Genomic DNA, 22484 nt, shown 5'->3' on the forward strand with positions numbered 1-22484 from the left:
ACCCATCGGCCAGCGGTTGTCCGCGCCGATCGCGAAGCACCGACGCGTCTCACGTTTTCGCAAGCACTGCCTTCGTCTCCTCCAACAGCCGCGCCGCGTGGCTTTCGGAAAACACCAGCGGCGGTCTGATCTTGAGGACGTTGGCGTGGAAGCCGGTGGCGGAAATGAGCACACGCCGCTCGCGCAGGCCGTTGACAATGGCGGATGCGAGCACCGCGTCCGGGGTCTTCGACTTGCGGTCGCTGACCATCTCGACGCCGATATAAAGGCCGGCGCCACGCACGTCACCGATGCGCTCATGGCGCTTGGCGAGCTCGGAGAAGCCGTCGCGGATCACCTTGCCGACGCGCTTCGCGTTTTCCTGCAGTCCCTCGTCGCGGATGACGTCGAGTGTCGCCTGCGCCGCGGCCATCGCGACGGTGTTGCCGCCGAACGTGTTGAAGTAGCGCGTGTCGTGGCCGAACTTCGCAATGACGGCGGGCGCCACCGCGATGCCGGCGACCGGAAAGCCGTTCCCCATCGGCTTTCCCATGGTGACGATATCGGGAACGACGCCATGGCGCTGATAGCCCCAGAAGCGATCGCCGGAACGCCCAAAGCCGGACTGCACCTCGTCGGCGACGAAAATGCCGCCCGCTTTGCGCACCGCTTCGGCGACCGGCGCCAGGAAATCGGTCGGATCGGCAAAGATTCCATCAGACGAGAACAGCGAGTCCGCGATGAAGGCGGCGACGCCTTCGCCGTGCCGCTCGAGGTCGTCGATCTCGGCCTGGACGTTCTCGACGAAGGCGCGCGCCAGCGCCGCCTTGTCGACGCGGTAGGAATCCGGCGCCGGAACCTGCCGCACCCATTGGCCGAGCGGCGAATTGCGCCCCAGCGAGGGCGAGAAGCCGGCGGTCAGCTCGGAGTTGCCGTGATAGGCTTCCGACGTGATGATGATGCCCTTGTTGCCGGTGTGATGTTTGGCAATGCGCATCGCGAGGTCGTTGGCTTCCGACCCCGTGCAGGTGAACATCGCATGCCCGACATCGCCCTTGAACGTGCCCAGCAGGTCTTCCGCATAGTTGAGGATGCCTTCCTGCAGGTAGCGCGTATGGGTACAGAGCGTCGCAAGCTGCCTGGAAACGGCCTCGACGACGCGCGGGTGACAGTGTCCGACCGACACCACGTTGTTGTAGGCATCGAGATATTCGTTGCCCGCGCGATCGTAGAGATGCACGCCCTTGGCGTTCGATACCTCGACCGGGTTCTTGTAGAACAGCCGGTAAGCGGGTCCGAGCAGGCGGTTGCGCCGGTCGATCAGGCCGCGCTCGGTCTCGCCCAGGCTCGCGAGCGTCGAGGGGTCGAATGCATTGACCATCTTGCCGCGGGATTTGGTGCCTTGGTCAGTCATCTTCTGTCCTTATCGGCGTGCGGTGAGCAGAAAGTCGTCCGAGATATCGGCCATCGGGCGCGCCATGAACCACGCCAGCTGGTGCCAGCCCTGGTCGGTATTGCGCAGGATGTAGCGCGCATTGTCCGGGAAAAGGCGGCCGCGCCAGGTCGTGAGCAGCGCACGCGCCACGGCTCGCCCCATGACGAGGTGCGGAAGCAGGCGAAGCTCCTCATCCGTGAGATCGGCGACCCGCAGATAGCCACGCAGCAGATCGTAAGCCTGCGCGAACAGCGCTTCAGTCGGCTGCGACGGCAGCTGGTTGAGCAGCGCGGTCGAAACGTCGATCACGACAGCAGTGCGCACCGCGTCGCCAAAATCGATGATCCCGGTCACGAAATGCGCCGCCGTCTTGTCGACGACGATATTCGACTTGCTGAAGTCGTTGTGCAGCACCTGCGTGCGGCACTGCGCGAGCCGGTCGGCGATCGAGGCGAAGCGCTCCAGCCCGGACTCGAGCAGACGCCGCCTCGATGGATCCGCGATCTCGCCGAGCAAGGGCGAAAGCTTCAAGAGGTGCTTGACGTCCCAGGCGATCTCGCGGCTATCGGCCGGGTGCGCGTAGCCGGCCATGGCCAGCCGCAGCCGGGCCAGCACGTCGCCGATTTTTTCGCGCTCTTGCGGGTTCGAACCGACCTCGCTCAGCGGCACGCCTTCGAGATAGGTGAGAAGATGCACCTCGCGCTTCTGCCCGGCGGCGTCGGTATAGGCGAATTGCGGCCGGCCGGCGCGGTTCGGAACGACTCGCGGCACCGGCAAGGCCGGGTTCGCCGCCGTGATATGGCGAAGCAGGTCGATCTGGAATGCGATCTCGCCCGGATCTTCCGCCGGATTGGCGATCTTCAGGATGTAGTTGCGGCCGTCCCGCGAGGTCAGCCGGAACGTATCATCCTTCTCCGTTTCAAGCCGCTGCACCCTGCCTTCGATGTCGAAATGGGTTTTCGCAAGCGTCAGCGCCTCCTGGCTCGCCATGCGCGCCGACGAGGCCGACAAGGATCCATGGGTGACGAAGGAATTGGCGGTCTCGTTCATCAAAACTGTCCGTCCACTGGCGTCACGCTGTATGGACGATTGTCGACAATTCTGCAAGATGCTATCAGTGGCAAACGAACCCGAGCCGCCCGCGCACCCCAGGCGTGAAAACCCGTGGATATTGTCGCGGCGGGGCTGTTTGGCGATGGACTGGCCGGCGCCGCGCCCGAAGCCTCGTGGTAGTCGACCATCTACGGACGGCTTTTGCGGCCCGGCTTGGGCGACGGGCTTGGGCGACAGACTTGGGCGAAAACGGCAGGCGTTGCGGAGAGCAGGAGACGGAGATGGCCCGACTGACAATCCCGCCGGTCGTCAAAATGCCGGTGGAAGCGCAAGCGACCGACACGCTGCGCGACTCCATCGTCAACGGGACAATTCCCGCGGGCGCCCGCATCACCGAGATCCAGCTCTCCCAGCAGCTCAACCTCTCGCGTGCCACGATCCGCACCGCCCTGCACCAGCTCGCCAAGGAAGGGCTGCTGAACCTCGTTCCCTATACCGGCTGGACGGTGCTGTCGCTGTCCGCCCGCGATGTATGGGAGCTCTATACGCTGCGCTCGGCGGTCGAACGGCTTGCCGCGCAGCTCGTCGCCACCTCGATCAACTCGGCAAAATCCTCGCGGCTGAACTGGGCGTTCGAGGGACTCGTCAAGGAATGCAAGCGTGGAATCCCCGCGCGGGTCGCGGAAGCCGACTTCGCCCTGCACAAGACCATCATCCAGATGGCGGACCACACGCGGCTTGCGTCGCAATATGCGCTGATCGAGCAGCAGATCAGGATGTACATCCGCTCCAGCGACGCGCTGATCACGGAAATCTCCGCCATCATCGACCAGCACCGGCCGATCGTGGACTCCATCCTGTCCGGCGATGTCGAAGCGAGCGGCCACCTCTCCGAGCAGCACAATCTGACCGAAGGCAGGAAGCTGTCGGAGCACATCGAGCGGCTGGAAGCACGCGCGGAAGCGGCAAAGGCCCCGGCGGCACCGGCAAAAAAGACGGCGACCGCGAAAAAGGACAAGAACGCGCGCCGTCCGAAATGACGTGGGCGAAAGGCGCCTGCGCGACCGGTCCCGATTTAGGGGCGGCGCGGAAATCACCCGTGCAGAAAGACGGTGGAAGTCGGCGGGCGATGGCCGCTGACCTCCACTGGGCGTGGCTCGCGGCCTAGTTCGTAGCCGGCTTCGCGGCTGCCTTCGCGGCGAGACGGCTGCGCTTCTTCTCGGTCCAGTCGTTGAGGTGCGCATGCGCGGACTTCGCGGCCTCGGCCATGTAGGCCTCGTCTACGGTCCGGCAGGTCAGCTCGACGCGCAGGCCATTGGGATCGAAGAAGTAGATCGAGTTCATGATGTGGTGGTCGGTGATCCCAAGCACCTGGATGCCGGCGGCCTCGAGGCGCTTCTTGTAGGAAACAAGCTCTTCCTTGCTGGCGACCTCGAGCGCCAGATGGTTGACCCAGGCCGGCGTATTGGCCGACGGCGCGGGCGCCACGTCGTCGCCGAGGTCGAAGAAGGCGACGTACGAGCCATCGTTCATCTTGAAGAACAGATGGCAGAACGGATTGTACTCGCCGGTCGACGGCACATGGTCCTCGCGAACGATATGGGCGAGCGGAAGACCGAGGATGTCTTCGTAGAAGTGCCGGGTCTCCTCGGCATCGCGGCATCGATAGGCGAAGTGGTTGAGCTTCTGGATCGCGATGGTCATGCGTCTCTCCTCGGTTGCGGGTCGGTGTTCAAGCGGTCCTCACAGGCGCTCGGCAAAGCTGGCCAGCCGGTCCGCCGTCTCGGCGACCAGATCGGGCCGGCCGGCGAGGTAGTGATCGGCGCCGACCAGCCGATGGCGCTGGACGCGATCCTTGGCGGCCGCGGCCCAGGTGTCGTTGTCGCTCGGGAAGGTCGAGGCATCCGCCGTATGTTCGAACAGGAGCACCGGTACGCTGGTTCGCGCCAGATTGTTCGGCCCGTCGCCGCGGCTGCGCGGTGACCACTGGCTGAAGAAGCCGGTCAGGGACGTGTAGCGTCCCATGCTGTTGGCGGCATAGTTCAGTTGCCGCGGCGCACCCCAGATCGTCGTCCGCGGCACGCGGTCGTTCGGATCGAGCGACGGATCGAGGCTGCGCGGATCGGCCAGCGTGCGATTGATGATGAAAGCCATGTCGCGCGGCCCCTCGGGAAGCGCGCGGAGCTGGCGCAGCCTGGCATCGGCCCACGCCGTGATGCGCGCGAGCCGTTGCTTCTGCGCCGCGCGGTATCTTGTCATGAAGGCCGCCGAATAGGGCGGGCCGTTGTCGGGATTGAACATGTCGAGCGAGGGGTCGCTCGACAGCAGGTCAGCCTCGTCGATCACGGCAGGGTCGATCCAGGTCTCCATGATGCGGGACCGGCCGAGATGCGCCGCGCTCAGCGCGATGCCGTTCGCCGGCGGCATGTCCTCGGGCAGTTGCTCGATCGGGTCGCCGGCGGGCGTCGCGGTGATGTCGGGCTTCTCGGCCTGCGCCTGGTAGAAGCTGACCAGCGCGCCGCCGCCGGAATTGCCGATCAGGAGCACGCGCTCGATACCCTGGCCGTGCAGCCATTTGACGCCGGCGCCGAGATCCTGGATCGCGCGTTCGAGGATCAGGACCGTGTCATTGCCGGCATAGCGCGTGTTGAGGCCGAGCGTTGCGATGCCGCGCTGGGCCAGCGGCTCCAGCAGATAGTGAGCATGAAAATTCGACGTCGGATGGATGACGATCGCGGCGCAGCGCGCGCCGGGCGGTCGCCTGAACACGCCCCAGATCCGCGGGTTCATCATCTGCAGGCCGGATTGACTCTCCTGCATCGCCCCCTGACGGACGCTAATGCTGACCAGTTCAGACGTCATGCCAAAACTCCGGGGTTGTTGCGGCGGCCGCCGCTGGCCGATAGCCCTCGGCCGCCTTCTCGATCAAAGCCGTTGCGCTGGCGACATCGCCCGCCTGCTGCAACAGCAGCATGGCGAGGCGCGCCAGCACGATGTTGGTGTTCTCCTCACCCGCCTCGGTCAGGCGAGCGCACAGCGTCCCATAGAGCTGCTCCAGATCGTCGCGCGTCATGCCGAAAGCGCCTCCTTGTCACGCCGAACGGGCAAACGTCCGAGCGCAGCGTCGAGGTGACGCGGCTCGGCCTGCTTCCAGCGCGCCATCACATGGCCGTCGGGCCTGACCAGATAGAGCGTGCCGGCTTGCGCGCCGTACAGCGGGAACAGGCGCCCGGCGTCGTCTTCCGCGCTGACGCTTCCCCGCGCGGCGCCGCCGCGCGACAGCACCCGCAGCGCAAATGGCAAGGCTCGCGCGAAGCGTTCGCAGGCCTCGCCGAGCGCCTCGGGCATTTCGCCGGCCTCGCTGAAATAAAGCGCGGTGAAGTACGGGCCGAGCAGATCGGTCAGATGACCGCTCGACACCTCGTTACCGCGGTGAATGCGCAAGGGACATTCCGGCAGGACCGCGCCCGGCGCGGGCCCCGCGGCAAACGCTCCCGGCTCGTCGGGCACCGAGAGCGGGGATTCGCTCAAGGGGATGGCGGCGTGCTGGCGCGGAATCACGAGCTCGCGCAGCGCCGGCGTATCCTTGGCCAGCGACAGCACGGCGTCGCGAACGACCTTGTGCGGCGCCGTCGGCGGCGACATGAACTCGGCGCCCTGCGAGGCATAGCGCATGTTCTCGAGCGCGGCGAAGCGCCGCTCGGCCGAGAAGCCGTCGAGCAGGTCGTCGGAGACCAGGCCCTTGATGGTGAAGGCAAGCTTCCACGCCAGATTGTGCGCATCCTCGACCGCGGAATTCATGCCGCGCACGCCGAAGATCGGCACCAGATGCGCCGCATCGCCGAGGAACAGCACGCGCCCGTGGCGATACTTGTCGAGCGTCATCGCGCTAGCCCGGTACAGGCTGATCCAGACCGGCTCCCAGGGCCGATCGATCCCGATCATGTCGAGGTGCTTCTGCACGCGTTTGAGCACCTCATCGGGCTTCGAGGCCCATTCCTCCTCTTCCTCGCGGATCTGGTAATCGAAGCGGATCATGCCGCGCGGCTGCTTGTACATCAGCAGCGTGCCGCCCGGCAGCGACGGCGGATTGAACCAGCAGTGGCGTCCGGCCCGGATGGCGTCATTGTCGACGCGAATGTCGATGATGACATAGCGGCCGACATGGCGGCGCCCCTGCATCCGCAGGCCGAGCTCCCTGCGCACCGTGCTCTGGCCGCCGTCGCAGGCGATCAGCCAGTCGGTATCGAGCTCGTAGGAGCCCGTGGGCGTCTCCACCGCCAGATGCGCGCCGCGCTCGGAGTGGGTGACCTGCTTCACGCGCGTTTGCCAGCGGATATCGATCAGATCGGCCCTGCGCTCGGCCTGCTTGACCATGCAGTGCTCGATGTAGTTCTGCAGCTGGCTGATCGAGGCCGGAAATTTCTGCGTCTCGTCGGTCGGCAGCGACAGCCGCGCGATCTCGGTCAGGCCGAGAAATGTCCAGCCCTCGTTCCAGCGCAGGCTGGTATCCAGCACGGCCTCGGCGACGCCGAGCCGGTCGAATATTTCCATGGTGCGTCGGGTGAAGGCGCCGGCACGGCTGCCGGTGCAGATCGTTTCGTCGGCCTCCAGCACGACGCTGGGAATGCCGTAATTCGCCAGGCCCAACGCCACGGCCAGCCCGGTCGGGCCGCCGCCGGCGATCACCACCTTGTGCCGCGCGCGTTCCTGTCCGCCGTTCAGCTCGGGCAGGCGCGCGGTGTGATGTTCATATGGAAAGTACTCTGAAAAGGTCGCTTCCACGGCAATCCCTACTGCTCTTCCAGTCTGCGCAACGTCCTCTGCCAGCCAGGCTCGCGGAGGACGTCAACAGGTGATGGCCCGTGCCCGCCTCAATGCGGCGAGCCGGTCATGATATCTCCGGTCGGCACCAGAAGCCCGTCATGGACCACGACGATCTGCATCTGGGTGATCGGGAAGCCGTTCGTCGAGGCGTTGTTGAAGGTGACGCCGGGCAGCAGGAAGGCGTTTTCCTGCTTGTCGACCTTGCGCACGATCTCCATCAGCTCCGACCGCTGCCCGGTCTTGAGCTCGCGCAAATTCTTCACGAAGGCCTCCGCGAGCGCGACGCCCATCGGCTGCGCGGTCGGGTCGAAACCTGCGCCGAAGAACTTGTCCATCGCGGCCTTGTAGGTCTTGACGCCCTCATCATCCTTGAAGCGGTCCGACGCCGGGTCCTTCAGATAGGCGGCGCTGACCACGCCCTCGATCATGGCGGACGGAAGCCGCTTCAGCAGGCCCGAGGACGCCGTCGACGTTTCGACGAAGCGCAGCGGCGACCAGCCGACTTCGGACGCCTTCTGCAGCGCCTGCGCCGCCGGCCGGCCGACCGCAAAATTCAGGAACACGTCGGCGCCGCTGCCGGCGAGCTTCACGATCTGGGAGTCGACCGTGGTGTCGGTATATTCATAGCTTTCGGATGCGACGACCTTGGCATTGCTGCCAGCGAGCGCGTGCTTGATGCCTTCGAGGCCGTCCTTGCCGTATTCGTCGTTGGCATGGAGAACCGCGACCTTGGCGTCGGGCTTCACCTGCTTCAGGTACGCGCCGAAGATCGCGGTCTGGGTGGCCGGCACCGGGGGAAAGCCGATCGTCCACGGCCGCCCCTTGGGATCGGCGCCCCAGGCGGTGGCCGCGCTGAGCAGATAGAGGTGTGGTACCTTCTTGGCGTTCAGATAGTCGACGATCGCCTGGTTCTCGTTGGTGCCGAACACGCCGAGAATGGCGAACACCTGATCCTGCTCGACGAGCTCGCGCGCCGCCGAGACCGCGCGCGACGGCTGGCCGGCCGCATCGATCAGGCGAAGCGCGATCTTGCGCGTCTTGCCGTCGGCCATCTTCACGCCGCCCTGCTCGTTGACGTATTTGAAGTAGGCGTCGATCTGGCGGTTGTAGATCGAAAGCGGCGCGGTCGGGCCTGACAGCGGCGCGATGGTGCCGACGGAAACCGTGTCGTCGGTGATGCCGGGCGAGCGCTGCGCCCATGCCGATGAACCGAGCAGCGAGAGGGACAGGCCGATGGCGGCCGCAAGGCACGATCTATGACGCATTTTCCAGTTTCCTGCGTGAACGAAGGGAAGAAAGGGATCGCGGCAGCCAACGAACGCCCCGCGCAAGCTGTCCTGGCAGGCTGACCAGCCCGCCCGGGAGCAAGAGAATGGTGAGAACGACGGCGACCGCGAAGCAAAGCCCCGACAGCGCCGGATCGATGCGGCCGGCGTAGATCGGCAGCACGACGATGAACAGGCTGCCGATCACCGCGCCCCACTCCGAGGTCTTGCCGCCGATCACGAGCCCGATGATCAGCAGCGCCGCGAGACCGATCGTGAAATTCTCCGGCGCGACGTAACCGACTGTCACGGTGAAGCAGCTTCCGCCGAGCCCGGCGAGCAGCGTGCTGTAGCCGAAGGCGGCGACCTTGAGGCGGGCGACGTTGATGCCGAGCGAGGTCGCAACCAGCTCGTTTTCCTGGATCGCGCGCAGCGCCCGTCCGATCCGGCTGTTGCGCAGCGCAAAGGTGGTTGCGAACGTGACCGTCGTGACGAACAAGGCGACATAATAGGCGCGCTGGGTGGCGTCGATGCCGAGCCATTCCGGCGGGTCGGGCAGGATCACGTTGATGCCGCGGACGCCGTTGGTGAGCCACGCGAAATGCTTGATGACCTGCGGCGCGGCCACCGCGATCGTCAGCGTCAGCGCGGCAAGGAAATGTCCGCGCAACCGCAGGCTCGGAATGCCGATCAGAAGGCCGGTCAGGAGCGAGAGCACGGCGGCGATCGGAAAGGTCGCCCAGTAGGGAAAGCCGTAGGTCTTGACCAGGACCGCCGTCGTATAGGCGCCGAGCGCGAAGAATGCGCCGTTGCCGAGCGCGACCTGGCCGGCGAGGCCCGTGATGATCACGAGCCCGAGCACCGCGGGCGCATAGGAGAATGTCGTCGCGAGCTGGAAGGTCGCAAACGAGCTCAGCACGAAGGGCGCGGCGATCGCAGCGGCAAGTGCCGCCGCGCTGCCGATCCACTCGCCGGATATGGGCCGCCCGCTCATACGCGCACCCTCCATTTCCGTCCGAACAGGCCCTCGGGCCGCAACGTCAGGATGGCGATGATCAGCACCAGCGGCACGCAGACCCGCAGGTCCGAGCCGACGAGATAGCTGCCGGCAAGGTTTTCCAGAACGCCGATGCCGAGCCCTGCGACGACGGCGCCGAGCGCACTGTCGAGCCCGCCGACGGTCGCCGCGGCGATCGCGAAGATGATGATGCCCTGCATCACATTGGGATCGAGGAAGAGGCGCGGCGTCACCAGCACGCCCGCCAGGCACCCGAGTGCGGCCGCCAGGCCCCAGCCGAGACCGAGCATGGTGCCGGGATTGATGCCGAGGATGCGGCAGGACTCACCGTTGGAGACCGCCGCCCGCATCATCAGGCCGATCTTGGTGTGCGCGAACAGGAGATGAAGGGCGAGGCAGATCAGGAGCAGCACGGCAAGCGTGCCGATCATCTGGTAGCTGAATACGCTGCCCGCGACCCGGAACAGGCCTTCCGGAAACAGCGCCGGCATACGCTGCACCTGATAGGACCAGATCAGTCCGGCGGCGGTGTTGATGCCGATGAAGAGGCCGAGCATGATCACGACTGCTGTCAGCGGCTGCCGGCTCGCCGGCGCGCGGAACAGCGCGCGCTCGATCAGCATTCCGCCGGCGAGCGAAAAGGCCATCCCGAGCACGATCGCGACCACAAGCGGAAGCCCGGCGGAAAGCGCGGTGAACGTGACATAGGTCGAGAACATCGCGATCTCGCCCTGCGCGAAGTTGATCAAGCCGGTCGATCGGTGGACCAGCACCAGCGCGAGCGCCAGCGCGGCATAGACCGCGCCGCTTTCCAGGCCGTCGATGACTTGCTGCAAGAATGAGATCACGTCTCCTGCCCAACCCCTCAGATGCCGAGATAGACGTGGCGGACCTGCTCGTCGTTGACGACGGCGGACGCGTCGCCCTCGAACGCGATCGATCCGGTTTCGAGAACGTAGGCCTTCTGCGCGATCCGCAGCGACAGCGCGGCATTCTGCTCGACGACGAGCATCGTCAGGGCGCGCTCGACGCGAAGACGGTTGAGCGCGACGAAGATCTCCTCGGTGAGGCGCGGCGAGAGCCCGAGCGACGGCTCGTCCAGCAGCAACAACCGCGGCGCCGCCATCAGCGCGCGACCTATCGCGAGCATCTGCTGTTCGCCGCCGGACAGGCTGCCGGCAAATTGCGTTCCGCGCTCCTTCAGTCGCGGGAACAGGTCGAACACCATGTCCAGATCGGACTGCACCGCGCGCTTGTCGCCGCGGCGCGCGGCGCCCACGGCGAGGTTGTCCATGACGGTGAGATCGTTGAAGGTGCCGCGCCCCTGCGGAACGTGACCAATGCCGGCCCGCGCGATCCGCTCGGCCGACCAGTTCGAAATGTCGACGCCGTCGAACCGGATGACGCCGCGCCGCCAGATCAGCCCCGAGATCGCCCGCAGCGTCGTGGTCTTGCCGGCGCCGTTGACGCCGAGAATGACACAAGCCTCGCCTGCGGTGACGTCGAGGTGAACCTCCCGGAGCACGGTGATGGGGCCGTAGCCCGCAACCAGATGCTCGACGTGCAACAGGCTCATGCCGCGCTCCCGAAATACACCGCGGCAACCTCTTCGTTCTTCTGGACCTCCTGCGGCGTTCCGTCCGCCAGCACCGCGCCCTGGCTCATGACCACGACATGGGTGCACAGATCCATCACCATGCGCATGTGATGCTCGACCAGCAGGATCGTCAGGCCGCGCTCGGCGCGCAAACGACGCAGCATTTCGCCGAGCTCGTCGACTTCGCCATGGCTGAGGCCGCCGGCCGGCTCGTCGAGCATCAGAAGCTTCGGCGAGGACATCAGCGCACGCGCGATCTCGACCCGCTTGAGCGAGCCGTAGGGCAGGCTGGAGGCCTGCACGTCGGCAAGATGCGCGAGACCGACTTCGGCAAGGCGGGCGAGCGCCTCGGCGCGGAGCCGCGCTTCCTCCTTGCGGGCCGAGGCGAGCCGGAGCGAGGTGGCGAGGAAGCCGGCCGAGGACATCGAGTGTCCGCCGAGCTGGACGTTCTGCAGCACCGACAGATCGCCATACAGGCCGACATTCTGGAACGTGCGGCTGACGCCGAGATAGACCACCTCGCGCGGCGGAATCTCGCCGAGCGAACGGCCGTCAACGCGGATGTCGCCGCCATCGACCGGGATGAGCCCGTTGACACAATTAAATAGTGTGGTCTTGCCGGCGCCGTTCGGGCCAATCAGACCGCAGATTTCCTGGGCGCGCACCACGAAGGAGACGCCGCGCAGCGCGGCGATGCCGCCAAAGCTGACGCTGACTTCGCTGACCTCGAGCAACGCCTTCGCCGCGCCGGCCGCATTGTTGGAAGAATGGATCAGGCGCGGGGCGGACTTCATGCCGCAGTCCCGCTCGGCCGAGGCGGCACCGAGGGCAGCCGGAATGAGCCGTCCGACGCCGGAGAAAGACCGGCGGCACATCGCTCCCGAACCGTTTCGCTTGAAGAAATTCCCCGCCCCGCCATGACGTCTTTCGTTATTTCATAGACATCATAACGATAATATATCTTCATTTTGTCATTATCAAGCGCCGCGTCGCGGATGCGGCAGCAGGGCGCGCCTCTCCCGCGCGCCGGAAAATCAGCCCGGAATACGTTCCGGGCCAAGTCGGATGGCGTTACGCGTGCAAAACGTCGTGGATTCGTTGCTGGCCTTCTGCAGCCTGAAGGGCTGCCTGACTCGGCCGCGTGCTATAGTACGCTCACCACTTTATCGGCATGAGCTTGATAAATTATCAATAAAATGACAGTCTAACAGGGAGGGCCCATGACAAAGCCAAAAGACCAAAACGTCGCTCTGCACGACACGCTGCACCCGATCGTCTCCTCCGCACATCTCGCCGAGGGCGGATCACCGGCCCTGTCGGAGGTCGAGTTCGGCCTGATCCTTGCTGTCCACGCCTTCGACCGCTGGATCGTCCGCTGCATGGCCGCCTCCGGCGTGCCGAACCTGTCGCGCCTCGAGGTCCTGATCCTCCACATTGTCAGGCATCGCGACCGCTCGAAGAAATTCGCCGACATCTCCCTCATCCTCGACATCGAAGAAGTCCACCTCGTCACCTATGCGCTGCGCAAGCTGGAGGCCCAGGGCCTCGTGAGCACGCAGCGCCAGGGCAAGGAGAAGCTGGTCTCGGTGACCCCACGCGGCGCCGAGGTCTGTGCACGCTATGCGGCGGTGCGCGAACAGTTGCTGGTCAAGCCGCTGCGCACGTCGGGCCCGTCGGAGGAAGCGCTGTCGGGTCTTGGCGAAATGCTGCGCGCGGTATCCGGCTATTACAATCAGGCGGCGCGATCCGCCGCTACGGTGTGATCGAGGAGGCGCGGTGAAAGTCGCGTCGCGGGGCTGAGGGCGTTGATGAAGGCTGCGGAGGAGACTGCTCGCTATATTGGTCGCGCGGTCTCGCGACTTGAAGACGCGGCGCTGTTGCGCGGCCAGGGTCGTTTCACCGACGACATCCATTTGCCCGGAATGCTGCATGGCGCGTTCCTGCGCAGCCCGGTCGCGCACGGCAGAATCCGATCGATCGACACGTCCGCGGCGCGGAGTCTCGCCGGTGTGCACCGCGTTCTCACCTATGCCGATCTTCGTCCGCTCCTGACGTCGGACCGCATTCCGCTCGCAACCCCGTCGGCGGCGATCCGCTTCGATGTCGACCCGTTTGTGCTGGCGCATCAGGAGGTGTGCCATGTCGGCGAGCCGATCGCGCTCGTGGTCGCCGAGACGCGCCACATCGCCGAGGACGCGGTCGCCCTGATCGAGCTCGACGTGGAATCCCTTCCCGCCGTGGTCGATCCCCGCAGCGGGTTGGAGCCGGACGCACCGCACGCGCGGCTCGACTGCACCGATAATCTGGTGGCGCAGACCAAGGCGCATTACGGCGACGTGGAGGGCGCCTTTGCGCGGGCCGCCCATCTCATTCGCGAACAATTCCATCTGCAGAAAGGCGGCGGTCACTCGATCGAACCGCGCGGGCTCGTCGCGCGCTTCGAGGACGGGCTGCTCACGGTCTGGGACAGCACTCAGATGCCACATCAGGCCAAGCGGGTGCTGGTCGCTTCCCTCGGCCTCGACGAGACGCAAGTGCGCGTCATCGCCCCCGACGTCGGCGGCGGCTTTGGTCCGAAATTCGTGTTTCACGCCGAGGAGCTTGCCGTCGCGGCAGCCGCCCTCGTGCTGCGCGCGCCGGTCAAGTGGATCGAGGATCGCCTCGAAAACTTCACCGCGACGGTCCAGGAGCGCGATCAATATTGGGACGTCGAGCTCGCCGCCGACGCGGATGGCAAGCTGCTCGGCATCCGCGGCCGGCTGATCCACGACCATGGCGCCTATACGCCCTACGGGATCGCCCTGCCCTTCAATTCCGCGACCAATTTGCTCGGACCCTACGTCCTGCCGGCCTATCGCCTCGACATCTCGCTCTGCCTGACCAACCTCGTTCCGGCGACGCCGACGCGCGGCGCGGGCCGCCCGCAGGGCACATTCGTCATGGAGCGTCTGCTCGACCGGCTTGCCGCGCAGCTTGGCGTCGACCGCGCCGAGATCCGCCGGCGCAACCTGATCCAGCCGGAACAGATGCCGTATCGGACGCCGCTCACCACGCGCGACGGCAGCGCCATGGTCTATGACAGCGGCGACTACGTCGAATGCCAGCGGCGGGCGCTCGAAATTGCCGGATGGTCCGACTTCGAGGCGCGGCGGCAGGCCGCGCGGCGCAGGGGACGATGCCTCGGCATCGGACTTGCCAACTATGTCGAGGGATCGGGCCGCGGCCCGTTCGAGAGCGCGGCCGTGCGCATCGGCCCGTCGGGCAAGATCGTCGTCAGCACCGGTGCTGCGGCGCAGGGCCAGGGCACCGTCACCATGCTGGCGCAGATCGTGGCCGACGTGCTCGGCGTGCGGCCGGATGCGATCACCGTGATTGCCGGCGACACCGCCGCCAGTGCGCTCGGCCTCGGCGCCTTCGCCAGCCGCCAGGCGGTGACGGCAGGCAATGCGGCGCACGGTGCGGCGATCGAGGTGCGCAAGAAGATCCTCACCGTCGCCTCGCACGCGCTGGAAGCCTCGCCGGACGATCTCGAACTCGAGGACGGACGCGTCTACCTGAAGGGCGTGCGCGAGGTCGGGCGCAGCTTCGCGCAGGTCGCGAGTGCGCTCGAGGGCATGCCGGGCTTTGCATTGCCGCCAGGACTGACGCCGGGCCTCGCCGCGGCCTTCGATTTCCAGCCGGCCGGGCTGACCTATTGCAACGGCACCCATGTCGCCGAAGTCGAGGTCGACGCCGCAACCGCGACGGTGCAGATCACGCGCTACGTCGTGGTTCACGACTGCGGCCGGCTCGTCAATCCCATGATGGTGGACGGCCAGGTGATCGGCGGCGTGATCCACGGCGTCGGAAGCGCGCTCTATGAGCGGATGATCTATGGCGAGGACGGACAGCCTCACACCGGCACCTGGGCCGACTACCTGATGTGCACGGCCGATGTCGCGCCGCGGATCGAGGTGCATCACATGGAATCCCCGAGCCCGCTCAATCCGCTCGGCCTGAAAGGCGCCGGCGAGAGCGGCACCATCGCGGCACTCGCGGTCGTCGCGTCCGCCGTCGAGGACGCGCTGCGCGATACCAACGTGCGAATCTGCCAGCTCCCGATCACGCCGGCGCGCCTGCACCGGCTGCTGCGGCCTGAGGCCGCGACGGAGCCGGCATGAAACCCGCTCCTTTCACCTATCACCGGCCGACGTCCCGCACCGAGCTGTTTGACCTGCTCGGCAGTCTCGACAACGCGCGCGTACTGGCTGGCGGCCAGTCGCTGATGCCGATGCTCAACCTGCGCATCGCGGCGCCCGATCACCTGATCGACCTGAATGCGGTGGCGGGCCTCGACGGCATCGAGCTTTCGAACGGTATCTTGCGCATCGGCGCCATGACCCGGCAGCGTGCCGTGGAACGCTCGCCTGTCGTCGCCCGCCATCTTCCACTGCTGGGTGAAGCGATGCGCCATGTCGGCTTTCAGCAGACCCGCAACCGCGGCACCATCGGCGGCACCATCGCGCATATGGATCCGACCGCCGAGATTCCGGTGGTGGCGCTCGCAGCCGATGCCACACTGGTGATCGAGAGCGCGCGCGGCGAGCGCAGCATCGCCTTCGCCGATCTATCGACCGGCTACCTAACGACGCAAGTCGAACCCGACGAAGCGCTGGTGCGGATCGATTTTCCGGTCTGGCCGGAGCGGCATGGCAGCGCGTTCGAGGAAGTCACCCGACGCGGCGAAAGTTTTGCGATCGTCTCGGTCGCAGTGCTCGTCGCGCTGGATTCCGCAGGCCGCGTCGCCCGCGCGGCGATCGCCGTCGGCGGACTGGTCGAAGCGCCCTTGAGGGCCGAAGCCGCGGAGACTGCGCTCATCGGGCACTCCCCCGACGCCGGCGCAATTGCCGCAGCGGCCGCGGCGGCGGCAACGCTGCCGGCCGAAGGCGATATCTACGCCCCCGAGGACTACAAGCAGCATCTGGCTGGTGTCCTGACCGAGCGAGCCTTGCAGCGCGCATTGGCCCGCGCGGGAGACGACCGGCATGTCTGAACAGCGCGCAATCCGCATCGTCGTCAACGGCACCGCGCATGACGTCTCGGTCGAGCCGCGCGTCCACCTGGCCGACGTCCTGCGCCACCAGCTTAAGCTCACCGGAACCCATATCGGCTGCGAGCACGGGGTCTGCGGCGCCTGCACCGTGCTGCTTGACGGCGCGACCGTGCGCTCCTGCCTGCTGCTTGCCGCTCAGGCCGATGGATGCACGATCGAGACCATTGAAGGCGTCGCCGCGCCCGACGGCGCGCTTCACCCGATCCAGTCTGCGCTCGCCAAGCACCATGGGCTGCAGTGCGGTTATTGCACGCCGGGCGTCGTGATGACGCTGATCGAATTGCAGCGGGAGCTCGCCGGTCGCTCCATCGACGAAACCGGCGTCCGCCATGCGCTCGCCGGCAATCTCTGCCGCTGCACGGGATATCAGGGCATGGTCGATGCCGCCCTCGCCGTCCTCAATCCATCCGCCGAAGCACAGATCGAACCGACCGTGGCGAAGCGCCGCTAGAGGCACGCGAATGAAACTTGCGATTCCGGACCTGATCTCCAACTCCTATTTCCCTGCGCTCGCTGCAATCGAGCTCGGCTTCTTCGCCAAGGAAGGCCTCGAAATCAGCCTCGAGGTCGTCTTCCCGGTCGACAAGGCTTACGCGCAACTGCGCGACGGCAGCATCGATTTCGTCGCAGGCGCGGCCCATCCGGCACTCGCCGCCTTCCCCGAATGGCAGGGCGTGAAGCTGCTCTGCGCGCAGGCGCAGGGCATGTACTGGTTCCTGGTCATGCATGCCGATTTCGGCGCCAGGCGCGGTGATCTCGACGTCATCAGGGGGCGCCGCATCGGCGCCGCACCGTGGGTCGACATGGGGCTGCGCGCGCTGCTGCGTGACGCCGGATACGACCTCGAGCGCGACAAGATCGCGATCGCACCCGTTCCGCTCACACCCGGCATCGGCGTCAATTTCGGCCTGTCGGCGGCAAGGGCGCTGGAAGATCGCAGGATCGACGGCTTCTGGGCCAATGGCATGGGGGCCGAAGTCGCGATCCGGCGCGGGGTTGGCACGCTCGTGCTCGACGTCCGGCGCGGCGATGGTCCCAAATCCTGCTTCGACTACACCTTCGCTTCGCTTGCCGCGACCGATCGGCTGGTCCAGGAGACGCCGGAACGCGCGGCCGCCGCGGTGCGCGCCATCGCGCAGACCCATGCCGCGCTGAAGCAGGATGTTGCGCTCGCGGCCAAGGTAGGCCGAAAGCTGTTTCCACCCGAGGAAGCCGAGCTGATCGTCGAGCTGATCAAACGCGACCTCCCCTATTACGATACGACGATTTCGGAAGCGGCTATCGCCGGCTTGAACCGGTTCGCGAAAGGGCTCGGCATCCTGAAGGCCGACGCTTCGCGCCGGCAGATCGTGGCCTGACGCCGCGTCAGCCGACCGCTTCCGGCACCTTGGCGCAGTGCGCGAGCATCTCGCGCACGCTTGCAAACTTGCGGCGCGGTGATCCCGCACGGGCGGCGGCGATCTCGGCGCCCTCAATGCGCTTCCAGTCGGCGAAATCGGTCCAGCGCAAACCTCGCTCGCGCAGGATCTTTTCCAAACCCACGAATCCCGGCTTGCCGCCCGCCACCACTTCGGACCGGATCCGCTCGGCAATCTCATCGCCGTCAGCGCGGTTGGTGCCGATCTTGCCCGAGGGGCCGCGCTTGAGCCAGCCGACGACATAAAGCCCCGGGCCGATCCGGCCGTCGACATTCTGCAGGCGGTCGCCGCTTTCGGCCAAGGCGAGGCCGCCGATCATCCGCGCGCGATAGCCGATCGCAGAGACCACAAGCCCGCACGGGACATCGAACGTCTCGCCGCTTCCCACGACCCGACCGTCCCTGACCTCGGTGCGCTCGAAGCGAACCGCCTCGGCGCGGTCGCGACCCAGCACTTGTATCGGCCTGGCATGGAAGCGGAAACGGATGCGGCGCGCGGCCGATGACGCATCCGATCTTGCAAACGCCTGGAAGCATTCGAGGTTCTTTGCCTTTACCCGCCGTTCGCGCGGCGGCAGGCCGTCACCAAGGGATTGCGGAATCTGCTGCGGCTCGGCGAGCGCCACGACATCGCGCAATTCGCCAAGCTCGCCCAGCTCGATCGTGGTGAACTTGGCGTCGAGCGGCCCCCTTCGTCCCGCGATGGTGACATCCGAAATCCGCGAACCGCGCAGCCGATCCAGCGCGTGATCGGCGATATCGCTGCCCGCAAGCTCCGAAGGCGCCTTCGACAGGATGCGGGCGACATCGATCGCCACGTTGCCGTTGCCGATGATGACGGCGGCTTCGCCGTCAAGCCGCGGGTCGAGCGCGGCATGGTCCGGATGCGCGTTGTACCAGCCGACGAATTCCGAAGCGCCATAGACGCCGGGAAGATTGCCGCCTGGAATATCGAGCGGCGCGTCATGCGGTGCGCCGCAGGCCAGCACCACCGCGTCGTAAAGCTCTGTCAGCTCGTCGATGGAAATGTCCGTGTCAACGGCAACATTGCCGACCAGCCGCAGGTTCGGCAGCCGGGCAATCGCCTCGAACGTGTCCTGGATCGTCTTCGTTGTCTGATGGTCGGGCGCAACGCCCGAGCGGATCAGGCCGAACGGTGTCGGCAGCCGCTCGATCAGATCGACCGCGCTGGTCGGATGCGCAGCGACCAGCGCTTCGGCCGCATAGAACCCTGCTGGGCCAGCACCCACGACCGCGAATTTGGGCTGGGAATCGTTGGCCGGGCGATCCATGCAAGCGTCTTTCCTGCGATCCGTTCAGCGATCCCGCGTCAGATCGGAATCGGGCAGCGCTCGCACTGCACCTCGAGCTTCTTCACCTGCGCGATGAACTGCGCCGCGCGCTTGATGGTGACGTCGAGCACGGCCCGGCCGATCTCGGCGGAAGCGCCGCCCGGATTGGAATAGGTGCCATGGCCCCCGGTGCGCTTGTAGAACTCTGCCGCGGTCGCCTGGCTGAACGCGATGTTCTGGTCGAGCGGCGGGTCCATCGGAAAGGTGCTTGCGAAATCGGCAAGCGGATGGTCCGGCAGGCTCATGATCTTGTCGGTCTTTACCAGTTCCGGATGCGCATGCAGCATGAAGGAGGTCTCGACATTTCCAGCGTGGTGCGAGGCGTCGCGACCGTTGCCGGCGGCCTCGCACACTTCCTTGCGCGCGATCAGATGGGTATCGATGATCGCCACATAGGCGCCGGTGTTGAAGCGCAGCTTTGCCATCGCGATCTGCAGCGGCGGGAGGTTGGCGACGCGATTGCCGTTGACGAAGATGATCTTCTTGAAGCCGTGCGAGATCAGGCTTTCGCCGATATCGACGGCAACCTGGGTCAGTGTTTCCGGCCGCAGCGTGATGCCGCCGGGATAGGCCAGATGGTGCGGCGACCAGCCGAAATGCATCGGCGGCGCGACCAGCACCTTCTCCTGGCGCGCCACGGCCTCGGAGACGTCGCTGGCCCAGGCGGTATCGACCAGAAGCGGCGTGTGGTGGCCGTGCTGTTCGGTGGCGCCGATCGGCACCATCACGAGGTCCTGTGACTTCAGATATTCCGCAATATCAGGCCAGGTCAGTTCGTGGAGCCATACGCTGTTCGCCATTTTTCTCTCCCAGAGGATGCCGCTGTCCTTGATCAGCGCGAAGCCGGTGCGGGGTTGAATTCGGTTTCCAGTTTGCCTTCGACGCCGATCCAGTCCTCGGCATCTTCGGGGACCTCGCCGGGCTTGCGGATCTTCGGCCACACCGCCGCATATTGACGGTTGAACGCGACCCACTTTTCGGCGCCGGCCACGGTGTCGCGAATGATCGCTTCCGCCGGGCACTCCGGCTCGCAGGCGCCGCAATCGATGCACTCTTCCGGATTGATGACGAGCATGTTCTCGCCTTCGTAGAAGCAGGTCGCCGGGCAGGATTGCAGGCAGTCCTGAAACTTGCACCGGATGCAGGATTCGGTAACGACGAAGGTCATGAGGAATTCCTTGGCTGGCGCAGCGGTTCTTCAGCGCCGCGGCTTGAGCGCGGCTGCGAGATGTTCCTTCGCGGGCAGGATGTCCGTCACCAGATCGCGGATCAGCGTCTTGCCCTCCAGGGGCTCGACCTTGGCGCCCGCCGGCGTCAGGCGCGCGGTGCAGGCATAGGTCACCTCGCCATCGACCATCAGCGAGCATTCCTTGCAGGCATTGGCGTTGATGCAGCTGTAACGCACGGCAAGCGTCGGATCCTCATGGGCGCGAATCCAGATCAGCGCGTCGAGGACCGACATTCCCTCCGCGAATGGGACCTGGAATTGCTGAACGCGAGTACCGGCTTCTTCCGTTCCTCGCGTGACCGAGAGAGAGACCAGAGCTGTCATCGAACTACCTGGGCTGAAGTGATGCGGAAGCGGCGGCGTCCCCGACCGGAATCCACCGCGAACCGATGGAATCACCGTCGAGGTGCAGGATCTGATTGCGCTCGAAGTCGGTCTTGGTCTCGGGATGGTCGAGGCGCTGGTGGGCGCCGCGGCTCTCCTTGCGATTGAGCGCAGCCAGCGCGATCATTTCCGCGACGTGCAGGGAATTGCGCAACTCGAACCATTCTTCGACGGTCGTGTTGAACAGCTTGCCCGGGCTGAGCTTCAAGCTGGCGAGATCGGATGAGCGCATGGCGCGCAGCCTGTCGAGCGCCTCGCGCAGGGACTTTTCCGTGCGCGACAGGCCGACCTTGCTCCACATCAATGCCTGAAGCTCCGCCCAGAGCTGCGTGGTGCCCGCCCCTTCTCCACTGGTGCCGGCCTCGCCGCGCGCGCTGATCTCGTCGATCAGGGCGAAGATCGGTGCTGCCGCGGCGTCGTCCCATTCATGCGCGCGATTGGCGGCATCGGCGGCCGCGAACCGTCCGGCGCGCTCGCCGAACACCAGCGCCTCCGGCAACGCGTTGCCCGAAAGCCGGTTGGCGCCATTGGCGCCGCCGACGGCCTCGCCCGCGGCATAAAGGCCGCTCACGCCGCTCTGCATCTCGGCGTTCACCCGGATTCCGCCCATGTGATAGTGCGCGATCGGCGCAACCTCGACGCATTGTTTGGTGAGATCGATGCCGTTGCGGGCCAAAAGATCGATAATCGGACCGAAGGCGGCGCGCAGGTCGGCTTCCGGCACATGCATGAAGCTGAGATAGGCGCCGCCGGCGGGCGAACCGCGGCCCGCCTCGTTTTCCTTGACGATGGCGTAAGCCGTCACGTCGCGCGGCGCCCTGTACACGCCGCCGTCCTGCAGGCCGTAATTTTCGAGGAATTCCTCCATGCGGCCGTTCAGCAGGCGTCCGCCGAGCTTGTAACGGAACGGATCCCACATGATCGGATCCATCCCGACCAGCCGCGGTGCGAGATGTCCGATCGGGAAGAACTGCGGAAACTCCATGTCGATCAGTTCAGCGCCCGCCCGCAGCGCCAGCGCGTAGGCATCGCCATTCATGTTGGCCGAGGCGCTGTTGCGCTGGAACAGCTTGGTCAGGCCGCCGGCGGCGAGGATGGTCGCCTTGGCGGCGATCGTGACGCGCTGGCCGTCGTCGAGATTGACGCCGACGGCGCCGACCACGCGTCCATTGTGTCGCACCAGTTCGCGGATCGACAGGCCGCTGACGCGCGTGACGGCCTTCACCCGCGACACCTGGGTGCGCAGCGTCTGCGCGATCGCAGTGCCGGTCTCGAGGAAATCGACATAGACGCAGCGGCGAACGCTGTGTCCTGGCGCCTGCACGCCGTTGATGCGGCCATCCGCATCGCGCGCCCAGCCCACCTTCCAGCCATCGAGCTCCCGGATGCGATCCGGCGCTTCGCGGCACAGAATTCCTGCCAGCCCCTCGTTGCAGAGTCCGCGGCCAGCCTTGAGCGTATCGGCGAGATGGCGGGTCCAGTCGTCGGCATCCTGCTCGCCCAGAGCGGCCGCGACAGTCATCTGCGCCATGATGGTCGCGCCACCGCGGCCGACGAGGCTCTTGTCGACCAGCAGCACCGATGCGCCGGCCCTGGCTGCGGCCATCGCCGCCGACATGCCTGCGGCGCCCGCCCCAACCACCAGAACATCTGTCACAATATCCGGCATTTTCGCCTCCCGTCGCTAGGGCGTGTTAGATAACATCTCTTGACATGTCAATTCTATCTATCTGAAATGTTGTAGCACGACGATCTCGGGAAACGCGCGGCCGGCAGGACAGCCGCGCCGCGGCGTCAGGAATCAGGTTGGATAGGGAAAACGGGGGAACGAACCAGA

At 66.1% G+C, this 22484-nt stretch carries 22 protein-coding genes; 6 read left to right on the forward strand and 16 right to left on the reverse strand.

Going from position 1 to position 22484, the window contains the following annotated elements; all coding sequences use genetic code 11:
- Positions 1–49 precede the first annotated feature (49 nt).
- Positions 50–1393: an aspartate aminotransferase family protein gene (locus tag QOU61_RS35225; RefSeq protein WP_502876857.1), complete on the reverse strand. Its 1344-nt coding sequence runs from the start codon at positions 1391–1393 to the stop codon at positions 50–52.
- Positions 1394–1402: 9 nt separating this feature from the next.
- On the reverse strand, positions 1403–2464 hold the full coding sequence (locus tag QOU61_RS35230; protein ID WP_289655770.1) for a phosphotransferase: 1062 nt from the start codon (positions 2462–2464) through the stop codon (positions 1403–1405).
- A 284-nt stretch (positions 2465–2748) separates the two neighbouring features.
- On the opposite strand from QOU61_RS35230, the gene QOU61_RS35235 reads away from it, so the two are divergent.
- A complete protein-coding gene (locus QOU61_RS35235) occupies positions 2749–3507 on the forward strand; it encodes a GntR family transcriptional regulator (protein ID WP_289655771.1) in 759 nt (252 codons plus the stop codon).
- Positions 3508–3631: 124 nt separating this feature from the next.
- Here the strand turns inward: QOU61_RS35235 and QOU61_RS35240 are convergent, their stop codons facing one another.
- From QOU61_RS35240 to QOU61_RS35280, 9 genes are all read right to left on the reverse strand, one after another.
- The gene (locus QOU61_RS35240) at positions 3632–4171 is read right to left on the reverse strand and encodes a VOC family protein (RefSeq protein ID WP_289655772.1); all 540 of its coding nucleotides are present in this window, start codon (positions 4169–4171) and stop codon (positions 3632–3634) included.
- Positions 4172–4210: 39 nt separating this feature from the next.
- On the reverse strand, positions 4211–5329 hold the full coding sequence (locus QOU61_RS35245) for an alpha/beta hydrolase family protein (RefSeq protein WP_289655773.1): 1119 nt from the start codon (positions 5327–5329) through the stop codon (positions 4211–4213).
- Positions 5319–5540 carry a hypothetical protein gene (locus QOU61_RS35250; protein WP_289655774.1) on the reverse strand — a complete coding sequence of 74 codons (222 nt, stop codon included), beginning with the start codon at positions 5538–5540 and terminating at the stop codon, positions 5319–5321. Before QOU61_RS35250 ends, QOU61_RS35245 begins: the two co-directional genes overlap by 11 nt.
- Entirely contained in the window at positions 5537–7252 is a 1716-nt protein-coding gene (locus tag QOU61_RS35255; RefSeq protein WP_289655775.1) for an FAD-dependent monooxygenase, read from the reverse strand. The genes QOU61_RS35250 and QOU61_RS35255 overlap by 4 nt, the downstream gene beginning before the upstream one ends.
- A gap of 89 nt (positions 7253–7341) precedes the next feature.
- The gene (locus QOU61_RS35260) at positions 7342–8559 is read right to left on the reverse strand and encodes an ABC transporter substrate-binding protein (RefSeq protein ID WP_289655776.1); all 1218 of its coding nucleotides are present in this window, start codon (positions 8557–8559) and stop codon (positions 7342–7344) included.
- Complete coding sequence (locus QOU61_RS35265; protein ID WP_289655777.1) at positions 8549–9553, reverse strand: branched-chain amino acid ABC transporter permease; 1005 nt, start codon at positions 9551–9553, stop codon at positions 8549–8551. Before QOU61_RS35265 ends, QOU61_RS35260 begins: the two co-directional genes overlap by 11 nt.
- Positions 9550–10425 carry a branched-chain amino acid ABC transporter permease gene (locus QOU61_RS35270; RefSeq protein ID WP_289655778.1) on the reverse strand — a complete coding sequence of 292 codons (876 nt, stop codon included), beginning with the start codon at positions 10423–10425 and terminating at the stop codon, positions 9550–9552. Before QOU61_RS35270 ends, QOU61_RS35265 begins: the two co-directional genes overlap by 4 nt.
- 17 nt (positions 10426–10442) lie before the next feature.
- Positions 10443–11153, reverse strand: a complete 711-nt coding sequence (locus QOU61_RS35275; protein ID WP_289655779.1) for an ABC transporter ATP-binding protein — start codon at positions 11151–11153, stop codon at positions 10443–10445.
- On the reverse strand, positions 11150–11968 hold the full coding sequence (locus QOU61_RS35280; RefSeq protein ID WP_289655780.1) for an ABC transporter ATP-binding protein: 819 nt from the start codon (positions 11966–11968) through the stop codon (positions 11150–11152). The genes QOU61_RS35275 and QOU61_RS35280 overlap by 4 nt, the downstream gene beginning before the upstream one ends.
- Positions 11969–12394: 426 nt before the next feature.
- Here QOU61_RS35280 and QOU61_RS35285 point away from each other — a divergent pair, with 426 nt between their 5' ends.
- The 5 genes from QOU61_RS35285 to QOU61_RS35305 are packed head-to-tail and all read left to right on the forward strand — an operon-like array spanning position 12395 to position 17624.
- A complete protein-coding gene (locus QOU61_RS35285; protein WP_289655781.1) occupies positions 12395–12937 on the forward strand; it encodes a winged helix DNA-binding protein in 543 nt (180 codons plus the stop codon).
- A 45-nt stretch (positions 12938–12982) separates the two neighbouring features.
- Positions 12983–15334, forward strand: coding sequence for a xanthine dehydrogenase family protein molybdopterin-binding subunit (locus QOU61_RS35290; protein WP_289655782.1), 2352 nt, complete (start codon positions 12983–12985; stop codon positions 15332–15334).
- A complete protein-coding gene (locus QOU61_RS35295; protein ID WP_289655783.1) occupies positions 15331–16206 on the forward strand; it encodes an FAD binding domain-containing protein in 876 nt (291 codons plus the stop codon). The genes QOU61_RS35290 and QOU61_RS35295 overlap by 4 nt, the downstream gene beginning before the upstream one ends.
- Positions 16199–16717, forward strand: a complete 519-nt coding sequence (locus tag QOU61_RS35300; protein ID WP_289655784.1) for a (2Fe-2S)-binding protein — start codon at positions 16199–16201, stop codon at positions 16715–16717. The genes QOU61_RS35295 and QOU61_RS35300 overlap by 8 nt, the downstream gene beginning before the upstream one ends.
- Before the next feature lie 10 nt (positions 16718–16727).
- Positions 16728–17624 (forward strand): ABC transporter substrate-binding protein, encoded by an 897-nt coding sequence (locus QOU61_RS35305; RefSeq protein ID WP_289655785.1) that lies wholly within the window; start codon positions 16728–16730, stop codon positions 17622–17624.
- Positions 17625–17631: 7 nt separating this feature from the next.
- Here the strand turns inward: QOU61_RS35305 and QOU61_RS35310 are convergent, their stop codons facing one another.
- Genes QOU61_RS35310 through QOU61_RS35330 form a run of 5 tightly spaced genes read right to left on the reverse strand, consistent with a single transcriptional unit; the run spans position 17632 to position 22316 of the window.
- The gene (locus tag QOU61_RS35310; RefSeq protein WP_289655786.1) at positions 17632–18975 is read right to left on the reverse strand and encodes an FAD-dependent oxidoreductase; all 1344 of its coding nucleotides are present in this window, start codon (positions 18973–18975) and stop codon (positions 17632–17634) included.
- Positions 18976–19013: 38 nt separating this feature from the next.
- On the reverse strand, positions 19014–19835 hold the full coding sequence (locus tag QOU61_RS35315) for a creatininase family protein (RefSeq protein ID WP_289655787.1): 822 nt from the start codon (positions 19833–19835) through the stop codon (positions 19014–19016).
- A 32-nt stretch (positions 19836–19867) separates the two neighbouring features.
- The gene (gene fdxA / locus QOU61_RS35320) at positions 19868–20203 is read right to left on the reverse strand and encodes a ferredoxin FdxA (protein WP_289655788.1); all 336 of its coding nucleotides are present in this window, start codon (positions 20201–20203) and stop codon (positions 19868–19870) included.
- Between the two features lie 30 nt (positions 20204–20233).
- Positions 20234–20587, reverse strand: a complete 354-nt coding sequence (locus QOU61_RS35325; protein ID WP_289655789.1) for a 2Fe-2S iron-sulfur cluster-binding protein — start codon at positions 20585–20587, stop codon at positions 20234–20236.
- Between the two features lie 4 nt (positions 20588–20591).
- On the reverse strand, positions 20592–22316 hold the full coding sequence (locus tag QOU61_RS35330) for an FAD-binding protein (protein WP_289655790.1): 1725 nt from the start codon (positions 22314–22316) through the stop codon (positions 20592–20594).
- Between the last annotated feature and the right edge of the window lie 168 nt (positions 22317–22484).

The organism is Bradyrhizobium sp. NP1 (genome assembly GCF_030378205.1).
Taxonomy (GTDB): Bacteria; Pseudomonadota; Alphaproteobacteria; order Rhizobiales; family Xanthobacteraceae; genus Bradyrhizobium.

Coding starts and splice junctions, on each gene's coding strand:
- QOU61_RS35275 (WP_289655779.1), bottom strand. CDS start 11,153: ATGAGCCTGTTGCACGTCGAGCATCTGGTTGCGGGCTACGGCCCCATC.
- QOU61_RS35235 (WP_289655771.1), top strand. CDS start 2,749: ATGGCCCGACTGACAATCCCGCCGGTCGTCAAAATGCCGGTGGAAGCG.
- QOU61_RS35300 (WP_289655784.1), top strand. CDS start 16,199: ATGTCTGAACAGCGCGCAATCCGCATCGTCGTCAACGGCACCGCGCAT.
- QOU61_RS35265 (WP_289655777.1), bottom strand. CDS start 9,553: ATGAGCGGGCGGCCCATATCCGGCGAGTGGATCGGCAGCGCGGCGGCA.
- QOU61_RS35225 (WP_502876857.1), bottom strand. CDS start 1,393: ATGACTGACCAAGGCACCAAATCCCGCGGCAAGATGGTCAATGCATTC.
- QOU61_RS35285 (WP_289655781.1), top strand. CDS start 12,395: ATGACAAAGCCAAAAGACCAAAACGTCGCTCTGCACGACACGCTGCAC.
- fdxA (WP_289655788.1), bottom strand. CDS start 20,203: ATGACCTTCGTCGTTACCGAATCCTGCATCCGGTGCAAGTTTCAGGAC.
- QOU61_RS35295 (WP_289655783.1), top strand. CDS start 15,331: ATGAAACCCGCTCCTTTCACCTATCACCGGCCGACGTCCCGCACCGAG.
- QOU61_RS35260 (WP_289655776.1), bottom strand. CDS start 8,559: ATGCGTCATAGATCGTGCCTTGCGGCCGCCATCGGCCTGTCCCTCTCG.
- QOU61_RS35240 (WP_289655772.1), bottom strand. CDS start 4,171: ATGACCATCGCGATCCAGAAGCTCAACCACTTCGCCTATCGATGCCGC.
- QOU61_RS35280 (WP_289655780.1), bottom strand. CDS start 11,968: ATGAAGTCCGCCCCGCGCCTGATCCATTCTTCCAACAATGCGGCCGGC.
- QOU61_RS35230 (WP_289655770.1), bottom strand. CDS start 2,464: ATGAACGAGACCGCCAATTCCTTCGTCACCCATGGATCCTTGTCGGCC.
- QOU61_RS35245 (WP_289655773.1), bottom strand. CDS start 5,329: ATGACGTCTGAACTGGTCAGCATTAGCGTCCGTCAGGGGGCGATGCAG.
- QOU61_RS35305 (WP_289655785.1), top strand. CDS start 16,728: ATGAAACTTGCGATTCCGGACCTGATCTCCAACTCCTATTTCCCTGCG.
- QOU61_RS35250 (WP_289655774.1), bottom strand. CDS start 5,540: ATGACGCGCGACGATCTGGAGCAGCTCTATGGGACGCTGTGCGCTCGC.
- QOU61_RS35325 (WP_289655789.1), bottom strand. CDS start 20,587: ATGACAGCTCTGGTCTCTCTCTCGGTCACGCGAGGAACGGAAGAAGCC.
- QOU61_RS35315 (WP_289655787.1), bottom strand. CDS start 19,835: ATGGCGAACAGCGTATGGCTCCACGAACTGACCTGGCCTGATATTGCG.
- QOU61_RS35330 (WP_289655790.1), bottom strand. CDS start 22,316: ATGCCGGATATTGTGACAGATGTTCTGGTGGTTGGGGCGGGCGCCGCA.
- QOU61_RS35290 (WP_289655782.1), top strand. CDS start 12,983: ATGAAGGCTGCGGAGGAGACTGCTCGCTATATTGGTCGCGCGGTCTCG.
- QOU61_RS35310 (WP_289655786.1), bottom strand. CDS start 18,975: ATGGATCGCCCGGCCAACGATTCCCAGCCCAAATTCGCGGTCGTGGGT.